We start from the raw sequence: 20,727 nt of genomic DNA on the forward strand, positions 1-20,727 counted from the left end.
TGGACACTGCCGGTTGTGATCAGCTAACCGATCATGTTCTTCCATTCCCGCTTACAGCCGCCTTGGAACCTGCGCCATGGCCACCCGCTTGGCGTTCAGTGAGCTTTTTTTGCTCTTGCTTGAATTGCTGATGCCAGCGCACCAGCGCGTCAGCCCCGTCCGAGGCCTGCACTGCCAGTGGAGTCGACACGATCATGCCGAAAAGCGTCCAAATAAGAAGTTGCTTCATTTCATCTCACCCTGACTGTTTGAATTGAAACGGGTGCGGATATCCGCGTTTGTAATGCTTGAGTACGTGTCGAGCAGCCCCGCTAAATCCTGGTAGCAAGCTGCCAGATCGTGAGCACCCAGCCGCATCAACGATCTCGACGTTCGGCGTGCCTGAGCCGCGCTGATCGCTGAATTGAAGGCATACCTTGAAATTCGCCGATCTCCCCGTTGCGCGCACTTGGCGATCGCTGAGTCGGGTTCCAACTCGTGTGTTTTGCGTTGCAGAGTCAGCAACCGGCGACTCAATTGAAGGGACACAGAGCCGGCCTGGTCAGCCTGTTGGTGATCAGCGCCCAAAAGTGCCTGCAAAGCGACTAATCGGTGCTGTTGCCTGGCCTGCCACTTGAGCAGATCCATGCGTCGCCCGTGACGGAGTAATCGTCGCGTATCCCTGTGTAGCGCCTTGGTCAGGACGTGTACGTGGCTGCCGGATTTTCCCGGCAGTAGCTGGAAGGCCAACAGGCAGATGGCAAGCGCTACCAGCCAGGCGAATGCTTGATTGGCGAAGTCGGTGAAATCGTATTGGGCTGTGCCGCCGGTGCTGACGAGCGTGTTAAAGGCGATCAGGTAGGCAATGCCTTGCATGGCGTGACGTGGCCGGGTGGTGGCATGAATCCCGACGCCCCAAAATGCGATCAGCACGAATGTAAGCAACGCGAACCCGCTGATGTGTGGCAACACCAGAAACTTGCACGCCGCTGCCGCCAGTATTCCGTAGAGCGTTCCCTTGAAGAAGCGGGCAATGCCTTGAGCGGGCGCCGCGCTAGTGGCCAGCAAAGTGCAGCAGGGGCCTAACACCGCCAACAACGTTGGCCCTTGGTCCCAGGCGGTCAGGTACCAGACAGCGGCGGTTGCAAGCGTGGTCACCAGGGCACGCAAACCGTTACGCAGCGCGTCGCCGTAATGGCGGTGAAAACCGACGGCGCGGGTCGCTGTTTGGGGCGCGCGCTCAAGGCAGGCAAAGCACAGCAAGGCGCTGGACAGGTCTGCCAATTGTTCACTCAAGCGCTGCTGGCTTTTACTGTTTTCATGATTGTGGGCGAAGCTGTGCTGCATCTCCCGGACACGATCAGCCGCCGCAGAAAAACCCGGCTGTGCGTCGGCCAACTGCTGCAACTGCTCGCCAATTCGATCAAGGGCAGGCAAGCCACAGCGATTGACCGGTGACTCGTCCAGGATCACGGCATGCAAATACGCAAGCCCTGCCTGCAGGGGCGCAAGCCTGGAGCGGACCAGGTGGGACTCACCTCGGCCGATCCCGAGCAGCTCGTCCACCTTACTTACATCAATGGCGAGCGGGCCCTGCGCTATAGCCGATTGCGCGCTGTGTTCCCCCTCAAATCGCAAGGCCAGCAACCGCATGGTGCGGGCAGAGACGTCCTTAAGCGCCTTGTTCAGTTTGTCCTCAACGGTTTTGCGGCTGAACAACGTCGCCACAAGGCTCAGGCTCAGCACCCCAAGTACCACCGCCGTGCCCCGCGCCACGATATGATCGAAAGCTTGCTGTGGGGCGACAATGGCGGGGCCCAGGGCAAGGCAAACGGTGTAGCCTGCGACAACTGCCGCCGTAGCCTGGTAGTGCCGAAGCACGGTCATGGCACCGACACAGAGACCTAGCCACACCCCGACCCCGAGGATGAACAGCAGCATTTTTTGCGCGAACAGGCCGGTCAGGACCAAGGCTGCGACCAAACCCACCATGGTTCCCAGTACCCGATTGAACCCCTTGCCGACCACCGCACCCTGTAGCGGATGGATCAGCAACAACACCGTCGAAGCTCCCGAGAACGGCGCCTCCAAGTGCAATTGGAACCCCAGCCACAGGGCCAATGAGGCCGCTGCAAGACTGCGCAATACATAACCTGATACGTCGGGCGACCAAGCCCCAGGCAGCGCGCCCAGCATTCGCAGCGCAAGGGCCATCACATGAACTCCTGGAGCCACTGCGTAAGCCTCCAGCGGGTTGCAGCCCCTGCCTCGACGACCTCGATACTCGCGGTCATCCCCGCCGCCAGTTCAACGCCTGCCGGCACCTTGTCCAGTTCAATCCGGACCGGCACACGCTGGGCGAGGCGTATCCAACTGAACGTTGGAGCCACTTGAGGTAAACCACTGTTACTGCGCAGCTCATTGCCGTCAGCAATACCTCTGCCAATACTCGCCACATGCCCTTCGAGCAGCGGTGAAAAGCCCATGAGCTTGATTGACGCCGTAGCCCCCACTCGAACACCGGGCAGCTTGGTCTCTTCGAAGTAACCGGTGACCCAGAAGCTATGGCTATCGACCAAAAAGATATTGGTATCGCCCGCCGCAGCGTAGTCACCCGGCTGAAGCCGCAGCTGGGTCACATACCCGTCGACCGGCGAACGAATAGTCGTGCGGTCCAGATCCAACTGCGCATGGGCCAACTGGCTCTGGGCCGCATCCAGACGCGCCCTGGCAACCACCAGGTCCCGGGCCGCATTGTCGGTTTCCTCCCGCGCAATGGCATCGCCGAGTTGCTTGCGGCGGTTGAGCTGTGAGCTGCGCTGCTCGAAGACACTGCGCGCCTCGGCAAGCTCGGCCGTTCGCTGTTGCTGCGCCAGCAGATAGGCGCTCCGGTCGATCTGATACAGCAACGCGCCCTTGGCGACCCACTGGTTGTCCCCAACGAGCAGTTGTTCAACCTGGCCGGACACTTCAGGTGCAATACGGATGACTTGCGCGCTGACACGCCCGTCCCGCGTCCAGGGGGCCAGCTCATAGGCGCGCCACAACTGCGTACAGAGCAGCAGCGCGGTCAAGCCGAGCACAAGGGTTACGAGGGACTTGAGGATGTGTTTGATCGTCATCGCGCCCTCCTTAAAACTTCAGGACGAGGATCGAGAGTACGATCAACGACACAAAGAAACGCGCCATGCTCGGGTGCCAAGTCCAGTCCAGCCAGCGACGTATGATCCGCTCCAGCAGCGCGTAAACCAGCGCTGTAATACCCAGGTAGAGCAAAAAGGGCGGCATGTAGAGGTGGGCAATCGTGATTTCGCTCAGCATCGGTTGAGTCTCGCAGTCGGCAATGGCCTTGATGACGATGGTAGGGGCTGCAAGGTCTTGCCGATATTGAGTAGGCTGCCAAGATATAATCAAATTCGGACAATTGAGGAGGGCGGCGTGGACGGGACAAATCTCTATGCGGTTGATCAATTCGAACTGGACAGTTTCGACCAACCCGCGGTGGCGTTGATGCTGGGGAGCCAGCGAAACGACACCGAATTCCCTGTTCACACGCACCGCAAAGGTCAACTGGTAGTGGCTTATCACGGCGGCATCGTCTGCACCGTAGAGGATGGCGTGTGGATGGTGCCGTCGGGATTCGGCGTGTGGATTCCGGGCGGTATTGCCCACAGCAACCGGGTTACCGCCAACGGCAAGATCGGCTATCTGTTTGTAGAACCCGGTGCGGCCGCATTACCGCACAAATGCTGCACGCTGGTGCTTTCACCGCTGGTCCTGGAGTTGATCCTGCACTTGAGCACCCAAGCCCAGGACTACCCGCCGGCGTCTGCCAATGCACGCTTGGCGAGCGTGCTCCTCGAACAATTGGAACTGGCCCCCTCGGAACAGTTGTACCTGCCGCTTCCCGCCACACCGCAGTTGCGTTTCATCGCACGAGGCTTGGCCCAAGACCCGTCAAATCGTTGCACCATGGCCCAGTGGGCACGCCGGGTCGCCATGAGCGAGCGGTCCCTGGCGCGCCTGGTCAAAAGCGAAACCGGGCTGACATTTGGCCAATGGCGCAAGCAATGGCAAATCATCGTGGCATTGCAGAGCCTGGCCGAGGGCGAATCCGTGCAACGAACCGCCGAAGCACTCGGGTACGAGTCGGTCAGTTCGTTCATCAGTATGTTTCGCAAAACGCTGGGTTCATCGCCGGCTCGATACATCCGCAGTACGGCTACTCGTTAGCCGGGGGATTGCTATGGCTCAGAACCAGCGATACGCCAGGTTCAAATGGACCTCTTCGCACAACCGCCGCTCTGAGCGAATGCCGTAGCAATAGCTCACACAATCAGCATGCGAATCATCAGTTCGGGATCAATCGACGGACGCTCAATCAGGGTATAGAAATCGGCGAGGTGATGGCGCAAGTCGCTCAGATCGAGAGACTGATCAATGCTGCGCAGAAGGTGATTGGCGGGGATGTGATCTTCAAGGTGAACGAATGCCGCTCCTGCCCAATCGATAGCTGTCACATCATGCTGTGTGATCCCCAGCCGACCAATGAAGCAATTTTGCCGCTGGCCAAACAGGGTAGCTACTTTTTCAACAGAATCGGCCGTCCGCTGCCTATCGCCACGGCAGCTTTTGGCGAACTCCTGCCTATTCTCGACGGAGGGGATGATCGACAACGTTCGAATTCAGGAGGTTTACCATTCCGCATGCGGCTCTGAATTTCTTGCAGGCCGACAACGTGCTGACATGTAAAAAATCCCGAGTTCGGTTCCACCAAACGCCATAATTAGCTGATTTATTTATAGCTACTAGTGGGGGTACGCTAAATTTTCCATCGAATTCCAAACCCGCTTCAAACCTAGTCCCGTCGGAGACTACCGTACGTCTGGTGCCGATGACGGAGACGCGGATCGATGCCTCCTAAAGTGGAAGCGAACGGTGTGCAACCAGCGACGGGATAGAGGTCGTCCGGCTCCTTCAGGACGCCATAGAAGTGCAACTGCATCTGCCCAACGACTGATCACTGACCTGGCCCACGGTCAGCATCGCTTCCGCGCGCCGCACGAGGAAGCGATGCCCCCCATGCCTGATATCCTTCCCATCAGGAATCCAACCCAAGCGCTTCAAGGACGTAAATGAATCCGCAAAACATAGTGCGCTATTGGCACGCTGTCGAGCTACTGCAACCTCAGGCGGTCCCCAAGCTGAAGAAGCGCGATAGCGACTATCAGCCCTATTTCCAGGACATCCCCGTCTCAGCCCAGATTCTGCCGTGGATGCCAGCCAACCCCCTGAGCAGGCAGCCCTTACCCAACAAACGTGCATGGAGCCACACGCTCTACGCGCACCTCTACGACAATCTTGATGTAGCCCGACAGTTGGAAGCGCTCTACGGTGCAGACCAAGGCTACAAGGAGCCGCAACGTCGGCAGTCGGCCCTGTTCGCATTGAAATTCAACGGCCAGGGCATGATGGTGATCGACAGCCTGGTGCTGTCTAGCGAGGCGTGGTTTGTCGGCTGCGCCATCAACCATAAGGATTGGACTCGTGGCTTCGACGAAACCCAGGAGTTCCTTCGCGAGCAGGCCAACAGCCTGCTTGGAGGTGTGGTCATGGCTGCCGACCTGGCAAGCATGACCGAGCTTATCCGCCAGACCCTTGGGCTCGATGCGTTGTTCGGCGACAAGCCGCGCATGCATCGCTTCCGCTCGGCGCCGATCAACCCGGACAAGCCCGAACAAGAAGACGATCCACTCAACAGTTTCCTGCTCAGCGATCTGGCCGACGTGGCCGATGCCCTGGCCCACGGCAAGACCAGTGAACCGCTAGCCCGCTATCTGAGCCTGCACGACTCCAGCCAGCGGCTGCATCTCGACCAACCCCGCGCGGACCTTGCGCTAATCGATCGCCTCGCCCCCTCGCGCTACGCCGTCGGCTGCTGGCCTGCCGAACGGCACCTGGGCCTGGTGCACTCCCAGCAATTGGCGGTCAACAGTCTGCTGCAGACTTTGGGCAACGACACCGGCGTGATGGGCGTCAACGGTCCGCCAGGCACCGGGAAGACAACCCTGCTGCGCGACCTGATCGCCGCCGTGGTGACGCAGCGAGCCGATGTGTTGGCTTCGCTGAGCAAGGCCTCGGAGGCCTTCGTCCAGAATGGCCGCGAGTCTGCCAACGATGGCGGACGCGAGCGCTATGCGTACCAACTTGATCCGCGCCTGTTCGGCTTCGAGATAGTGGTGGCCTCGTCCAACAACGGTGCCGTCGAGAACGTAACCCTCGAGTTGCCCCAGCGCGACAAAATCGACCCGTCCTGGTTGCCCGATGCCGAATATTTCAGTGAGCTCGCCGAGCTTACCAGCGGCAGACCTGCCTGGGGCCTGATCTCTGCAGCGTTGGGCAGCAAATCCAAGCGCACCCAGTTCGTCGAACGCTTCTTCTATGGCAAACGTCCTTCTAAAGCGACGAAGTCAGAAAACGAGCCTACGCCTCTAAACCTGGAACCTCTCGACAACCAAGCCCCGGACGAAGACTTGTACACCGGTGAGCCCATGCTCGACAACCCGGAAGCGAACAACGAGCCGGCGCCCAAGGGCATGCGCGAGTGGCTGAACGCGCAGTCGCAGCAGATAAAGCTGCTCACGCCCGCCGAAAAAGCCACCCTCTGGCGTGCCGCCGTCAAGCAGTACGAAGACGCCAAGGGCGCCGAACAGGCGCTGCGTGCTCAGGTCAGCGACATCCTGGAACGGATCCAGGCCGTAATCAGTGCCAAGGCGCGGATCAGACAGAAGGAACAGGAGCGTCAAATCCGCCTGACGCAGCGCCGCAGCCTCGACGAGGAACAAACCACGCTTGAAATCCGGCAGCTAACGCCCGCCCGTGAGCAACTGCAGCGTGAACTCCAATCCCTCGAAGCGCACCTTGTACAAAAGCCCGGCCTGCTCGCAAACCTTTTCAGCCTATGGGGTGCTCATCGCACTTGGTCCGCCCGGCAACGCCTGCTCGACGGCGCCCATGCCCTGGCCCGTGAGGCCTTCGACAGCGTCCAACGCCAACTGCAGCGACTCAGCGCCCAGCTCAGCCAACTCAATCGACAATTGGCCACGGACGAACAGGAGATCAACGAAGCCATACGCCACGCCACCCTGCAAATCGACAAGGCTCGCGGCGTTGCCCAGGCCGGCCAGGCCGAACACCTGCTGATTTGGCTCGCGCAAGGCCAGCTTGGCAGAGGCAGCGAGATCGAATTGCTCGAACCCTGGATCCTCGAAGGCTGGCGCCAGGCCAGGTCAAAAGTGTTCATTGAAGCGCTCAAGCTACATCGCACCTTCTTCCAGATCGAAGCCTCGCGCCTGGGCAATAACTTGGCCTTCATCACCAGCCTGCTGACCGGAAGCCGCTATCGTGGTGTGTCCCAAGCCGTGATGCGCTCGGCCTGGGCGTCGCTGTTTATGGTGGTGCCAGTGCTCAGTAGCACCTTTGCCTCATTCGCCCGCTCATTCGGCAGCCTCGGTTGCGGCGAGATCGGCTGGCTGCTGGTGGACGAAGCCGGCCAGGCCACCCCACAGGCTGCGGTGGGTGCGCTATGGCGCGCGCGCCGTGCCGTACTGGTCGGTGATCCGCTGCAATTGGAGCCCATCGTCACCGTCTCCAACGCGGTGCTTGAACACATGCGCACCCGCTACCAGGTCGACGCCCACTGGCTGCCCAACCGCCAGTCCGCCCAGACGCTTGCCGACCACGCCACCCCCTGGGGTCGCATGGCCGGCCCACAAGGCCAAAAATGCTGGGTAGGCTTGCCGTTGGTGGTGCACCGGCGCTGCGACAAACCGATGTTCGACCTGGCCAACCGCATCGCCTACGACGGCGCAATGGTTTATGGCACCATTGCCCCGACCCCAGCCAAGGAAACCCCTGCCCGCCTATCCACCGGTTGGGTTCACGTAAACGGTCGCTCTTCCGGCAACTGGGTCGACAACGAAGGGCATGCCCTCGAACGCCTGCTGGCGTTGCTTGATGCCGACGGCGTGCCGCCCGACAGTATCGCCGTAATCACACCCTTTCAGGACGTACGCAACCAGCTCAAGGACCGCCTCCTCGGAAAGATCGTACATGGCACCATCCACACCATGCAGGGCAAGGAAGCCGCAGTCATCATCCTCGTCCTGGGCGGTAACAGCGAAAACGCCGGCGCTCGTAATTGGGCAGTGTCTCAACCCAACCTCCTCAACGTCGCCGCCACCCGGGCCAAGCGCCGGCTGTATGTGATCGGTGATCGCAATGACTGGAGGCAGCGTAATCTCTTCTGCAACGTCATGGACCTGCTACCCGCCATCCCCAGATGACTGCCGATACACCCGCATGACAGAAGACCGCCTCCAGTATTCGAGGCGGCCTGACGACTCCACCCCGCAACGTCCTCCGATCAGTGGCATTTTGCAGATAACCGTTCTTACACACGGCTTGTAGCATCGCACTCTGATGCGCCTGTAGCGTAACGAGAGCGGAGTTGTCGACCGGTAGACGTAATCTAAGAGGTGATGAGTACGCGTCGTGTGGCCCGTGAAGGACTGCTGGGCTCATCTCGCTACGAGCGAGCAAGCTCCCTAATCGATGATGATTTTTTGAGCATCTGCGGACAGAGGCACGTTCGCCTCGTAGAGCGGTTCGCTGAATCGCCACGGACTCTCTAGACACTCTGCAAGCTCATTGCGTAACGCTCAGCGCCATATTCCTCACGCCCTGGATACTTTGTTTAACGGAGGTAGCAAAGAACTGCCTGGCGCGGATGGAGTTTCATGCGCCACCGCCACCTGCACTGCATCGGACTTTTGCGCTTCGACCTCACCATTCAAAGCCTTGTGCATTTTCACCACATCCAGTGCTCCGACCCACTTGGCAATGGCCATGGTGCCCACACCGTTGCCGATGGTGTTAGTGATCGCCCGAGCCTCCGACATGAACCGATCAACGCCCAACAGCATTTGCGGATAGCGACCCAGAGACATACGCTTCTGCACGCCCGCCCAGCAGTATTGAAACGCCAGATTTTCCCGCCGCAGGCCGTCACGTTGAGCGCAAGCCCATCCGTGTCGCCTAGCGTGTAGTCATTGCCGGTGATTCGGGCTGGCCGAACGGTCGTATCCGAGAGTGCCATAGCGAGCTCCTGAACAGAGTCAGGAGCGGATGCTCGTCTCGCTATCCAAGCTGCTCCAGCAAAAAACCGATTCAGTGCATATCCAAATCCAAACCCCTCATTCGGGACATAAATCGGGACTTAAAAGCACTGGACGGTGCTGGATGTCAGTGATTCCCGCCGGAACGAAAAAAGGACCCGAAGGTCCTTGTTTCGATCGCTGACAGAATTCAGTGGAACTCTGTAGCGCTATGTTTGGAGCGGGAAACGAGACTCGAACTCGCGACCCCGACCTTGGCAAGGTCGTGCTCTACCAACTGAGCTATTCCCGCGTCTTGGTGAGGCGCATTCTATAGAATCCTCAGCACCCGTCAACCCCTTGATTCAAAAAAGTTTTATTTTTTTTCAACAGTGGTGCGCAGATGAGGCCAGGCAGCGCGTAAATACTGGAGCATGGACCACAGCGTCAGGCCGGCAGCGATGAGCAGCAAGGCGTAGCCCAGCAAGACCCAGAAGGAAAAGTCCGACGGGTTGGCCAGCAGGATCACCAACGCGAGCATTTGCGCGGCGGTTTTCCATTTGCCCATGTTCGACACGGCGACGTGGGCGCGGGCGCCGATTTCGGCCATCCATTCGCGCAGGGCCGAAACGACGATCTCGCGGCCGATGATCACCGCAGCCGGCAAGGTCAGCCACAGGTTGCCGTGTTCCTGCACCAGCAGCACCAGGGCCACGGCCACCATCAGTTTGTCGGCCACCGGGTCGAGGAACGCGCCGAACGGCGTGCTCTGTTCCAGGCGCCGGGCCAGGTAGCCGTCGAGCCAATCGGTGGCGGCCGCAACGGCGAACACCGAACTGGAGGCCATGTAGCTCCATTCGTAAGGCAAATAGAACAACAAAATGAAAATCGGAATAAGCAGGACGCGTAGAACGGTGATCAGATTAGGGATATTCATCGGCACAACTGGCTGCGAGGTGAGAAGGCATTCTACTCGCTGTGCAGATTTGCATAAATCAACTCAGCGAGCTTTTTACTGATACCGGGTGCTTTAGCTATTTCGTCAATGCTGGCACGGGAGAGCTCTTGCAAGCCACCAAAATGTTTAAGCAGATCGCGTCGGCGTGTCGGGCCTACTCCGGCCACGCCTTCCAGGGTTGAGGTTCGCCGGGTTTTGCCGCGACGGGCGCGATGGCCGGTAATGGCGAAACGGTGGGCTTCGTCGCGGATCTGTTGGATCAGGTGCAGCGCAGGCGAGTCGCCCTTCAACGTGAACTCATGGGCGGCATCATTCAAGTACAACGTCTCGAAGCCGGCCTTGCGCGTGGCGCCCTTGGCCACGCCGAGCAGGATCAGGTCGGGCACCGCCAGTTCGTTGAGCACGTCGCGAGCCATGGACAGCTGGCCCTTGCCGCCGTCCACCAGCAGGATATCGGGGAGCTTGCCCTCCCCCTCCTTCAATTTGCTGAAGCGGCGCGTCAAGGCCTGGTGCATGGCGGCGTAGTCGTCGCCGGCGGTGACGCCTTCGATGTTGTAGCGCCGGTAATCGGACTTGATCGGCCCCTCCGGCCCGAACACCACGCAGGACGCCACCGTGGCTTCGCCGCTGGAGTGGCTGATGTCGTAACACTCCAGGCGCTGGGGCGGTTCGTCCAGGTTGAGGACTTCGGCCAGGGCCTCGAAGCGCGCGGCCACGTGCTGTCGATTCGCCAGGCGTGCGCTCAGGGCCTGCTCGGCGTTGGTCACGGCCAGTTGCTGCCAGCGCGCCCGCGTGCCGCGCACGCGGTGGCTGATGTCCAGTTCACGGCCACGCAACGCGTGGATGGCCTCGATCAACGTCGGGAAGTCTTCATGCACCACGTTGACGATCAGTTCCGACGGCAAGTCGCGCTCGGGGCTGCTGACGTAATACTGGCCCAGGAACGCGGCCATGACTTCAGCGACCTCCTCGTCGATCCCGGTCTGCGGGAAGAAGTTCTTGCTGCCCAACACCCGACCGCCACGCACACTGATCAGGTGGACACAGGCGCCACCCGGGTTGACGAACGCAGCGATCACATCGACGTCGCCGGTTCCGCCCTCCATGCTTTGCTGGTCCTGCACACGCCGCAGCAGGGAGATCTGGTCGCGCAACTCGGCGGCTCGCTCGAAATCCAGGGTGCTCGCGGCTTGTTCCATGGCGCCGGAGAGTTCGTCGGTGAGGGCGTTGCTGCGCCCTTCGAGGAACATCACCGAATGGCGCACATCCTCGGCGTACTCCGCCGGTTCAACCAGGCCGACACAGGGTGCCTTGCAACGCTTGATCTGATATTGCAGGCACGGCCGGGTGCGGTTCTTGTAGAAGCTGTCTTCGCACTGCCGCACGAAAAAGGTCTTTTGCAGCAGGCTCAGGCTTTCGCGGATCGCACCGGCGCTGGGGTAAGGTCCGAAGTATTTGCCCTTCTGCTTCTTCGCGCCCCGATGAATACTCAGGCGTGGGAAGTCGCCGTCAGATAAAAACACGTAGGGGTAGGATTTATCGTCACGCAGCAGGATGTTGTAAGGCGGCCGCCATTCCTTGATCAGCGTCTGCTCAAGCAGCAGCGCCTCGGTTTCGTTGGCGGTGATGGTGGTTTCGACCTGGGCGATACGCGCCACCAGGGCCGCGGTTTTCGGCGCGAGGCCGGTCTTGCGGAAGTAGCTTGCCAGGCGGTTTTTCAGGTTCTTGGCTTTGCCCACATACAGCAGGCGCGCCTCGCTGTCGAACATGCGGTACACGCCGGGGCGGCCGCTGCAGGTCGAGAGAAAGGCACTCGGATCAAACGGTGTGGTCATGTCAGGCGCTGGCGTCCACCATGCCGTGGCGCACCGCGAGCAGGGTCAATTCAACATCACTGCTGATGGCGAGCTTCTCGAAAATGCGATAGCGGTAGGTGTTGACGGTCTTGGGGGACAGGCACAGCTTGTCGGAGATGGCCTGCACCTTCTGGCAGCCGACAATCATCAAGGCGATCTGGATTTCACGCTCCGACAGCACGTCAAACGGCGAATCGCTGGTGGGCTGGAAGGACTTGATCGCCAACTGCTGCGCGATCTGCGGGCTGATGTAGCGCTGGCCGGCAAATACCAGGCGAATGGCTTGTACCATCTCCGCCAGGCCTGCGCCCTTGGTCAGGTATCCCGCCGCCCCCGCCTGCAGCAGACGTGTAGGAAACGGGTCTTCTTCGCACACGGTGACCACCACGACTTTGATGTCCGGGTGGCTGCGCAACAATTTGGTAGTGGCGCCAAGACCGCCGATCCCAGGCATCTTGACGTCCATCAACACCACATCGGGTTTCAACTCCCGGGCCTTGATCAGGGACTCTTCACCCGATTCAGCCTGGCCGACTACTTGCAGGCCATCGATGTCAGCCAGCATTCGTGTAATGCCTGTACGAACGAGATCATGGTCATCGACTACTAGCACCCTAATCAAGCAGACACCTCGCGATATGGTCTTATAGGTTGCTGAACACCTTAGCAAAAAACCAAGGCGCAGACCTAGTTGCAAGTGTCATATATATAGCGCTTGAGCGCGAAGAGCGTGCCCGTCGAACGACGAGCAGCGCTGTTTCCTGGGGGAAAGGTCAGGAATCCTGGGCTACAGCTTTAATTTGCCGTTCACTTTCATCGTCAGCGAATGCTCGGCCAGGGTAGAGGTCAACCGCCTGATTGCATCCTGGTCCTCTTTGAACATGGCCCGGTAGTTGCCCAGCACTTTTTCTTCGATCTGACTCAGGTTATCCATTTGAGCTGGCGTAGGAGCCCCCGTTAATACGTAGAGCAAATCCACGCCGCGTTCGGCCACACGCGATAAATAATCGGCCTTCGGCGCCCGCCCGCCGTTTTCATATTTGCCTTGTGCGTTCGCTTCAACGCCTCCAATTTCACCAAACACTTTTTGCGACAACCCAAGCCGCTCTCTTTCCTGCCTTAGACGCAAACCGATTCCACTCATTTGGATGTATGATCCTAAATTGGCACACCCCAAGAGGTGATACGCTGATCCCTTGGTTACACAAACTTGAACGGTTTTGAACTATGCCCGGAATTCGTACTGCTGCACAAGCCAAGGCTTGGCTTGAACACCAAGGTAAGTCGGTTCAAGCGTTCGCCCGGGAACACGGTGTCGACCCGGCAACCACGTATCAGGTGCTCGCTGGGCGCAAGAAAGGACGGCGGGGAGAGGCCCATAAGGTAGCGGTCCTTCTGGGCATGAAAGAAGGCATCATCCTTGCCGAGAATGAGCCTCTGAGGCAGGAACAAGAAATATTACCCTAGGCTCAGTATGCGCTTATTAAGCCGTTGCGCCTGTTTTGCGCAAATGAGTCACTTATTAGTCTGCGGACATGGGCCGACAATCGCGTTCCATGCACCAGAAGCACGCATCCTCACCCGCAACTTGCAAACCCTTGCGCTGATAAAGCCTTTTTGCCGGATTGGTTTTAAACACGGTCAACCGTAAAAGACCGCGACCTTGAGCGCACGCCTTGAACGCCATTTGCTCCATTACCCAGCTGCCTGCTCCACGGCCACGGAACGGTTCGAGAATATGCAACTCGCGAATGTACAGCGCCTGGCTGTCGCGACTCAGGCTGATGAAGCCCACCACAGTATCGTCGCTGCAGATCAGCCAATTCTCGCGCCCCGCCCAGGCCACGTCGAAACCATCGTTGGACCACAGCAAACGGTATTGCGCGTAGTAGCCGCGCATGGCTTCGTAGGTCAGCGTCCGGGCAAATGAGCGGTCCTGGTCAGTCGCCGCGCGCAAGTGAAACGTCATGTCATCGCGCCCCTTCAGCCCACAGTGCTACCGCTTGACCGGTCCAGCGCCCGCCATCGCGACGGGCAATGACCAGCGCGTCGCCCACCCCCGGCGCGGCGGCAAGCACCTGCCCATCGGCGCCCCAGATAGCACTGCGCCCCGCGCACGCCCAGCCGCCCGAGGGGCCACCGTGATTGGCCATCAATACCACCAGGCCATGCTCGGCAGCGTAGCCCTGGAGCAACGTACTGTCCGTTGCGTAGCCGCCTTCACTGATCAGCACGCCGGCGGCGTATACAGTGGCGCCCGCTTGCGCAGCCTGACGTGCATGGCTGGCGTGGGAAAAGTCGGCGCAGACCGCCAGCGCGATCCGATCATCCCGCCACTCAAGCACGTCACCGCCCTGCCCCGCGACAAACGCCACCTCTTCGCCGGGATGCAGATGCTGCTTGGTGTAAACCGCAAGCGAACCGTCTGCTCCCAGCACCAACGCGGCGATCGACACGCCCGCCCCTGGCGCCAAGCGGATCGGCATGCCCACCACCGCCGTCAAGCGCAGCTCCCGCGCCATCTCGCGCAGCGGCGTCAACAGCGCGTCCTCGGGGGCGATTGCCAGCTCAGCCGCCAAGTACGGCTCATACCCGCTCAACGACAGCTCCGGAAACACCAGCACTTGCACACCCTGCTCAGCCGCGGCGCGCATGAACGCCAGGTGCCGCAGGATATTGGCCGGTACGTCGCCGGCGATGGAAACGGATTGAGCAGCGGCAAGGGTCAAGGCAGTCATGGTCGCGTCCCGGCAAGCATTATTGAGTGGCCACCAGCATATCGGCACTCACCCCATAGTCGTAAGTACCTCCACACAATAGAAATTACCGATTGAATCCACCCGTGCGCCTCTAGTAAGCTGCCACCATCATTTGGAGAGCCACCATGTTGCAACTCACCCACACCCAGGTTTGCCCTGCTGCCAGCGCCTCGCGCTCGGTATCGGCTACCCGTGTGAACGGTTTGAGCGCACTGGTCAGCTTTTATTTTGGGTATTGGTTTAGCCACTGGCGCGCCTGATACCTGAAATCGGCGCCCACTGCTCAAGGGGTCGCCTACCAGAGAAATCTAACCCCCGGTCGGCTCCCCGATCGGGGGTTTTGTTTTTTCAGCCCTGAACACTTTGTTTGATCAAGACCATTTAAAGGAATCACGACATGAACTACGCCACCTATTACCGCTACGACACCAGCACTGCATGGCGATTTAGCAAGCTCCGCTCGGGACAGCCTGCCGCCTCCGATCGGTCACCTATCGGTGGCAAGCCAACACACGTAGCCACTACGGCCAATTGTCGAACACCCCAGTAGGGCAGAGCGTGCGGGAATCGCCCGCCGCTTGCCCAGGAAGCCTTGAAGATGAACTCCTCCGTCGCCGCTCTGCCCGTCTCTACCCTGACCAGCGCCAATGAAGCGCTGACCCTGCGCTTGCCCAGTTCCCTTGAACTCAAGCACCAGTTACCTCTCAGCCCATTCCTCAATGAGCAAATCCACGCCCATCGCCAAGCCGTGCGCGCCATTCTCAATGGCGAAGATTCACGTTTGCTGGTGATCGTCGGTCCGTGTTCGATCCACGACCCGGAATCGGCCATGGAATACGCACGCAACCTGAAGAAACTGGCGTTGGACGTCAGCGACCAGATGCTGCTAGTAATCCGCGCCTACGTCGAAAAACCGCGCACCACCATTGGCTGGAAAGGCCTGGCCTACGACCCGCACCTGGATGGCAGCGATGACATGGCCGCCGGCCTCAGCCTGTCCCGCGAACTGATGCGTGAGATGCTGCGCCTGGGCCTGCCGGTCGCCACCGAGTTGCTGCAACCGATGGCCGCCGGCTACTTCGACGACCTGCTCAGTTGGGTCGCCATCGGCGCACGCACCACCGAGTCGCAGATCCACCGCGAAATGGCCAGCGGCCTGGGCATGCCCGTCGGCTTCAAGAACGGCACCGACGGCGGCGTCGCCATTGCCTGCGATGCGATGCGCTCGGCGTCCCACCCGCACCGGCACTTCGGCGTCGACAGCCAGGGCCACCCGGCGATCATCCAGACCCCGGGCAACCCCGACACCCACCTGGTGTTGCGCGGCGGTCACCGTGGGCCGAACTACGATGCGCAGAGCGTGGCCCAGGTGAAACAGGACCTGGCCAAGTCCAAGGTGACCGCGCGGATCATGGTCGATTGCAGCCATGCCAACAGTGGCAAAGACCCGCTGCGTCAGCCGGCAGTGTTCAATGAAGTGCTGGAGCAACGCCTGCAGGGCGACACTTCGCTGATCGGCATGATGCTCGAAAGCCACGTGTTCGAAGGCTGCCAACCATTGGGGCCGGCGATGAAATACGGCGTGTCGGTGACCGACGGTTGCCTGGGTTGGGACAGCACCGAGCAGCTGTTGCGCAGCGCAGCTCAACGCTTGCGCGAACACGCCATCGGCTGAGCAATGGACACCGGCTTGCCTGCAAAGCGCGGGCAAGTCGGACGGCCGCCAACCTGGAGAGCAACCTCAAGGCCCTGCAACTGACCTTGAGCACTGCCGACAAGCTGCAGATTGCTGGCCGCGACGGAGCCCGCACCTGACAGCCCCAATGGCATCGCGCCGACGCGGAACTAAACCCCGGCCACCGGCGTGCGCGATAATTCCCGCAGCCAGGGCAATACGCGCAAGCCCGCGGCGGCCTCAGGTGGGTCGATGATGTCCATGAAGTGCTCAAGGTTGATGTTATCCGGTACGCCGGGCAAGCGGACCAGTACCTGCGGTGTCAAGCCGACGGGTACGCCCAGGTCCAAGTGATCGTAGACCAGAACGTGGCGCACCTGGGCCTGCGGCCCACCGGCGTGGGCCGCCAAGCCTGCATTGACGATCAGCACATCAAAGGGTTCGGCCGGGATCGCCGTGAGGATCTGGACCTCTTCAAAGGTTTGCACCGGCACAATCCGGTGATACCCCAACCGGTTGAGCATTTTTTCGATATACAACCGTTGCAGGTGCTGTTCATCGGCAATCAGGATGGTCAGTGCTTTGTTCGGCATGGCAAACCCCTGGCAGGCTGTGCTCGTTGAATGAGAGCAGCCCATTTTCCAGACATATCCCGCAGACAAAATCAGGCATGTTCCCCCTTCATGTAGGAGTTGTCCCAAATCCACCGAATAACCACCCAACCGCGTCAAGGTTGATTGCAATAAACGCTCAAGCAGTGATGCAAATCATCGATCGCCTGCTCGACGCCCTCAACCGCTGGCCCCAACGCCTGGAGGTCCTGCCGTTCGCACACGGCCTCCAAGGTTTCGCAACAAGCGATCAGCGCGTGCGCCTTGACCATCCGCGCGCCGCCTTTGGCGCGGTGTGCCAGGTCATGCAACTGGGCAAAGTCGGCCTGGCGTCGCAATGACGGCAATAGCCGTTGATCGGCTTCCAGACTGTCGAGCAGCGGCATCAACAATTCGTTGAGCGCTGCATGATCGTCCCCCGTCAGCATGATCAGCGCTCCCAGATCGAACGCCGGTTCGGCTTGCGGCTCGCATAGGCTCGCCATGCGCGGCGCCAGGGCCGATCGCAAGTCTTCGAGCCCGGTGGGCTTGAACAGGCACCCGTCCATGCCCGCCTGGCGACAGCGCTCGGCTTCTTCGGGTTGGGCATTGGCGGTAAACCCCAGCAGCAGGCACGGCACCAGGCCTCGTTCGTGCTCTTGAGTACGAATATCCCGCGCCAATGTGTAACCGTCCTTCAGAGGCATATTGCAATCGGTGATCACGCCATCGAAGTGCCCGGCCTGCCACAGCGCGAGCCCCTGTACACCGTCCTCGGCCGTGGTAATGCGATGCCCCAGGAAGCTCAACTGCCGGGCCAGCAGCAAACGGTTGGCCGGGTAGTCATCCACCACCAGGATACTCAACGCGCGTGTCGGTGGGCTGTGCGGAGCAGGCGCCGAAGCCGGCACCGGCAGCGCGGCCGCCAGGCTCAGCGCCACACTCACGTCCACCCGGGTGCCCTGCCCCAGCACGCTGCTCAGGTGCAACTGACCGCCCATCATTTCGCACAGACTGCGACTGATCACCAGCCCCAGGCCGGAACCGCTGCGCGCCGATTGTTCAGCGTTGCTGCCCTGGCTGAACGGGTTGAACAGCCGCTGCTGGTCCTGAGCACTGATGCCCATACCGGTGTCTTGCACCCACAACCTGAGCCATAGTTGATCCTCGGCGACATCGCCCTGGGCGCCCAGTTGCACCTGGCCTTTGCTGGTGAACTTGATGGCATTGCTGAGCAGGTTCGAAACCACTTGCTTGAAGCGCAGCGGGTCGATCAGCACCGGGCGATCGAGCGCCGGATCGAGCGTCACCCGCAGCGCCAGCCCTTTGGCCCGCGCGAGGCCTTCGAAAACCCGCACCACCGAGGCCAGCAGCTCACGCAGGTTGGCGGGCTCCTGGGCCAGGGACAGGTGGCCGGATTCGATCCGGGCGATGTCCAGGATGTCGCCGATCAATTCCAGCATGCCGCGCGAGGCCACCGACGCCACTTCCAGCGCATCGCGATCCGCCCGACCTTGCTCGGCGCTTTTGAGTGCCAGCTCGATCATGCCGATCACCGCGTTCATCGGCGTCCGGATCTCGTGGCTCATGGTGGCCAGGAACGTCGTCTTGGCGCGGTTGGCGGCATCGGCATCGTCCTTGGCTTCCTGCAACTGGCCCAGCAAGCGGTGGCGCTCACTCACATCCACCCAGCCGGCAATCATGCCCACGACCTTCTCGTCGCCGTCGCGGTACGGCAGCATCCAATGGTAAATCGTGAGGACTTCACCGCCCGGCACCCTGAGGATCCGGTCATGAATCTGCGGCTCGCCCCGCGCCATCAACTTCAGGTAGTCGTCATGGTACGACTGGGCTTGCGGCGGGTTACCGGTGTCGGTTTCCACCACGGTCTTGCCGATCACGTCTTCGAGCTTGAAACCGAACACGTCGAGGTAGGCATTGTTGCAGGCCATCAACCGCCCCTGGCGATCGCGCACGTAAATCGGGTGAGGCGTGCCGTCGATCAACACGCTCATAAAGCGCATCTGATCGCTCAACGCCCGCTCGGCCTGGGCGCGCTTGCGAATCAGGCTGCGCAGGTAAAAGGCCCAGCACAGGGTGATCAACAACAGCACCGCGGCGAGACTGAAACCCTGGATGATTGCGTTGCGATGGCGCAGCCAGTAGCTGTCTTCAATGATGATCTCGCTGCGCCAGTGATTGGTCAGCTCATCCAGCTCCTCAGGTGTGATGCTCAACAATGCCTTGTCGAGGATCGAATACAGCTCCAGTTGGCTGCGGTTGACGCCAAACGTGATCCGCGCCGGCTCCGTGCCGACGGTGCTGGTCATACGCAAGCGGTCGCGGTAATGACGCGCAATCATGTAGCGCGCACTGATGAGCGAAATCACGGTCGCATCGGCCCCGCCATTGGCCACCAACTCCATGGCGGCTTCGGGGTTTGCGCTGTCGATAAACTCAATACCGGGGTAATCCCGCGTGATTTGCTCACCCAGGCTGTTGCTGCGAATGAACGCCAGGCGCTTTCCGGGCAAGTCTTCCAGGGTAACCAGCCGCTCGTCTTCGGCGCGCACCACCAGCACATACGGGTTGGACAGGTAAGGCCGGGTGAAGCGCAACTTCTCGGCCCGCTCGACGCTGGGGGTAATCACCGCCAGCATGTCTGCCTGGCCAGCATTGACCTCATCGATTTGTCGAGGCAACGAACTGCCCTTCACCACATCGAACTTCAGGCCCGTGCGCAAGCTGATCCGCGCCAGCACCTCCGCGCTAAGCCCTTCGAATTGCCCTTGCTCATTGAAAAACGACAATGGCACGAACTTGTCGAGCACCGCCACTTTCACCCGCGGGTGTTTCTCCAGCCAGCGCTGCTCGCTGTCACTCAGGCGCAGCCGTTCGGCTTCCATGAAACCGCTGCCGCCAGCACTCCAGCGGCGCAGAATATCCATCTGCTGGTTGACCGGCACGATGGCCAACGCGGCGTTGATGATATTGCGCAGGCGAATATTGTCCTTGGTGAACGCAAACCCGAAAGGGTTGACCTCCAGGCCGGAAAAATCCGCCACGCGCACGTTATTGAGGTGGTTCTTGTTGATCAGGTACCGGGTGCTGATGGCATCGCCCAGGTACGCATCGGCCCGGCCGAACGCCACCGCACCGATGGCTTCGAAGGTCGAGGCAAACAGTTGCAACTGCGCGTGGGGGTAGAACTGCTGCACGGCATCGGGCTGCATGTAGTGATACAGCATGGCCACGCGTTTGCCGGCCAAGTCCGCGCTCAGGGCCTGGGTGTCTCCGATGCGGGTGACCAGGGTGGGTTGATCGTTGGCGTAAGAGCGTGATAGCTCCAACTCAGGGTCTGCGGCTTCATAGCCGTTGGCCGAGCCAACGAAATCCACCGCGCCCTGCTTGAGCGCTTCAATCACTTCATCGCGGGTATCGTAGCGTCGCACCTCGATGATGATATTCAACGCCTGCGCCACCAGCGCCGCATAATCGGCGGTAATGCCCTCAAGCTCGTCGTTGTTGTTGCTCAGGTCGAATGGCGCGTAATCCGGCGCCGACACCCCCATCACCAACGTGCGCCGCTCACGTAGCCAGCGCCAGTCGGTTTCATCCAGCGTCAGGCTGGGGTTTTCGAGCTGAGAGTGCCCCAACAGGAACAGTGCATGTGGCTGATCAACGGCCACTGCGATCATGGGCAACAGGCCCATCAACAAGATCGCGGCGAGCCGCTTAAACACAGTGGCAGTCAT

At 60.4% G+C, this 20,727-nt stretch carries 16 protein-coding genes, 1 tRNA gene and 2 pseudogenes; 4 read left to right on the forward strand and 15 right to left on the reverse strand.

Annotated features, from left to right (window positions below):
• Positions 1–31: 31 nt before the first annotated feature.
• Genes C5F70_RS13365 through C5F70_RS13380 form a run of 4 tightly spaced genes read right to left on the reverse strand, consistent with a single transcriptional unit; the run spans position 32 to position 3,300 of the window.
• Positions 32–229 carry a hypothetical protein gene (locus C5F70_RS13365; RefSeq protein ID WP_104903513.1) on the reverse strand — a complete coding sequence of 66 codons (198 nt, stop codon included), beginning with the start codon at positions 227–229 and terminating at the stop codon, positions 32–34.
• On the reverse strand, positions 226–2,193 hold the full coding sequence (locus tag C5F70_RS13370; RefSeq protein WP_104903514.1) for an FUSC family protein: 1,968 nt from the start codon (positions 2,191–2,193) through the stop codon (positions 226–228). The genes C5F70_RS13365 and C5F70_RS13370 overlap by 4 nt, the downstream gene beginning before the upstream one ends.
• Positions 2,193–3,101 (reverse strand): HlyD family secretion protein, encoded by a 909-nt coding sequence (locus C5F70_RS13375; protein WP_104903515.1) that lies wholly within the window; start codon positions 3,099–3,101, stop codon positions 2,193–2,195. The genes C5F70_RS13370 and C5F70_RS13375 overlap by 1 nt, the downstream gene beginning before the upstream one ends.
• 10 nt (positions 3,102–3,111) lie before the next feature.
• Positions 3,112–3,300 carry a DUF1656 domain-containing protein gene (locus C5F70_RS13380; RefSeq protein WP_104903516.1) on the reverse strand — a complete coding sequence of 63 codons (189 nt, stop codon included), beginning with the start codon at positions 3,298–3,300 and terminating at the stop codon, positions 3,112–3,114.
• A 117-nt stretch (positions 3,301–3,417) separates the two neighbouring features.
• Here C5F70_RS13380 and C5F70_RS13385 point away from each other — a divergent pair, with 117 nt between their 5' ends.
• On the forward strand, positions 3,418–4,212 hold the full coding sequence (locus tag C5F70_RS13385; RefSeq protein ID WP_104903517.1) for a helix-turn-helix domain-containing protein: 795 nt from the start codon (positions 3,418–3,420) through the stop codon (positions 4,210–4,212).
• Between the two features lie 21 nt (positions 4,213–4,233).
• On the opposite strand, the pseudogene C5F70_RS13390 reads toward C5F70_RS13385, so the two are convergent.
• Positions 4,234–4,499 (reverse strand): annotated as a pseudogene (locus C5F70_RS13390) (transposase); the annotation flags it as partial.
• A gap of 615 nt (positions 4,500–5,114) precedes the next feature.
• On the opposite strand from C5F70_RS13390, the gene C5F70_RS13395 reads away from it, so the two are divergent.
• Positions 5,115–8,324 (forward strand): ATP-binding protein, encoded by a 3,210-nt coding sequence (locus tag C5F70_RS13395; protein ID WP_104903518.1) that lies wholly within the window; start codon positions 5,115–5,117, stop codon positions 8,322–8,324.
• A 390-nt stretch (positions 8,325–8,714) separates the two neighbouring features.
• Here the strand turns inward: C5F70_RS13395 and C5F70_RS30805 are convergent.
• From C5F70_RS30805 to C5F70_RS13425, 6 genes and pseudogenes are all read right to left on the reverse strand, one after another.
• A pseudogene (locus tag C5F70_RS30805) lies at positions 8,715–8,984 on the reverse strand (C4-dicarboxylate transporter DctA); the annotation flags it as partial.
• A 387-nt stretch (positions 8,985–9,371) separates the two neighbouring features.
• A tRNA-Gly gene (locus C5F70_RS13405) sits at positions 9,372–9,447 on the reverse strand.
• A 63-nt stretch (positions 9,448–9,510) separates the two neighbouring features.
• Positions 9,511–10,071, reverse strand: a complete 561-nt coding sequence (gene pgsA / locus C5F70_RS13410; protein ID WP_017847081.1) for a CDP-diacylglycerol--glycerol-3-phosphate 3-phosphatidyltransferase — start codon at positions 10,069–10,071, stop codon at positions 9,511–9,513.
• A gap of 32 nt (positions 10,072–10,103) precedes the next feature.
• A complete protein-coding gene (gene uvrC / locus C5F70_RS13415; protein WP_017847080.1) occupies positions 10,104–11,927 on the reverse strand; it encodes an excinuclease ABC subunit UvrC in 1,824 nt (607 codons plus the stop codon).
• Position 11,928: 1 nt separating this feature from the next.
• On the reverse strand, positions 11,929–12,570 hold the full coding sequence (gene uvrY, locus C5F70_RS13420) for a UvrY/SirA/GacA family response regulator transcription factor (RefSeq protein ID WP_026140040.1): 642 nt from the start codon (positions 12,568–12,570) through the stop codon (positions 11,929–11,931).
• Between the two features lie 165 nt (positions 12,571–12,735).
• Positions 12,736–13,092 (reverse strand): helix-turn-helix domain-containing protein, encoded by a 357-nt coding sequence (locus C5F70_RS13425; RefSeq protein ID WP_046485884.1) that lies wholly within the window; start codon positions 13,090–13,092, stop codon positions 12,736–12,738.
• Positions 13,093–13,175: 83 nt separating this feature from the next.
• Between C5F70_RS13425 and C5F70_RS13430 the strand changes: the two genes are divergently transcribed.
• Positions 13,176–13,415, forward strand: coding sequence for a DNA-binding protein (locus C5F70_RS13430; protein WP_046384003.1), 240 nt, complete (start codon positions 13,176–13,178; stop codon positions 13,413–13,415).
• 55 nt (positions 13,416–13,470) lie between these two features.
• Here C5F70_RS13430 and C5F70_RS13435 read toward each other — a convergent pair whose 3' ends face one another.
• Together C5F70_RS13435 and C5F70_RS13440 are read right to left on the reverse strand one after the other, a co-directional pair.
• Positions 13,471–13,917 (reverse strand): GNAT family N-acetyltransferase, encoded by a 447-nt coding sequence (locus C5F70_RS13435; protein ID WP_104903519.1) that lies wholly within the window; start codon positions 13,915–13,917, stop codon positions 13,471–13,473.
• Position 13,918: 1 nt separating this feature from the next.
• A complete protein-coding gene (locus C5F70_RS13440; RefSeq protein ID WP_104903520.1) occupies positions 13,919–14,686 on the reverse strand; it encodes a carbon-nitrogen hydrolase family protein in 768 nt (255 codons plus the stop codon).
• 619 nt (positions 14,687–15,305) lie between these two features.
• On the opposite strand from C5F70_RS13440, the gene C5F70_RS13445 reads away from it, so the two are divergent.
• Positions 15,306–16,382, forward strand: a complete 1,077-nt coding sequence (locus C5F70_RS13445; RefSeq protein WP_046384006.1) for a 3-deoxy-7-phosphoheptulonate synthase — start codon at positions 15,306–15,308, stop codon at positions 16,380–16,382.
• 170 nt (positions 16,383–16,552) lie between these two features.
• Here C5F70_RS13445 and C5F70_RS13450 read toward each other — a convergent pair whose 3' ends face one another.
• Entirely contained in the window at positions 16,553–16,975 is a 423-nt protein-coding gene (locus C5F70_RS13450) for a hypothetical protein (protein WP_017847073.1), read from the reverse strand.
• Positions 16,976–17,109: 134 nt separating this feature from the next.
• Positions 17,110–20,727, reverse strand: a complete 3,618-nt coding sequence (locus C5F70_RS13455; RefSeq protein WP_104903521.1) for a transporter substrate-binding domain-containing protein — start codon at positions 20,725–20,727, stop codon at positions 17,110–17,112.

The organism is Pseudomonas sp. LH1G9 (genome assembly GCF_002949975.1).
Classification (GTDB): Bacteria; Pseudomonadota; Gammaproteobacteria; order Pseudomonadales; family Pseudomonadaceae; genus Aquipseudomonas; species Aquipseudomonas veronii.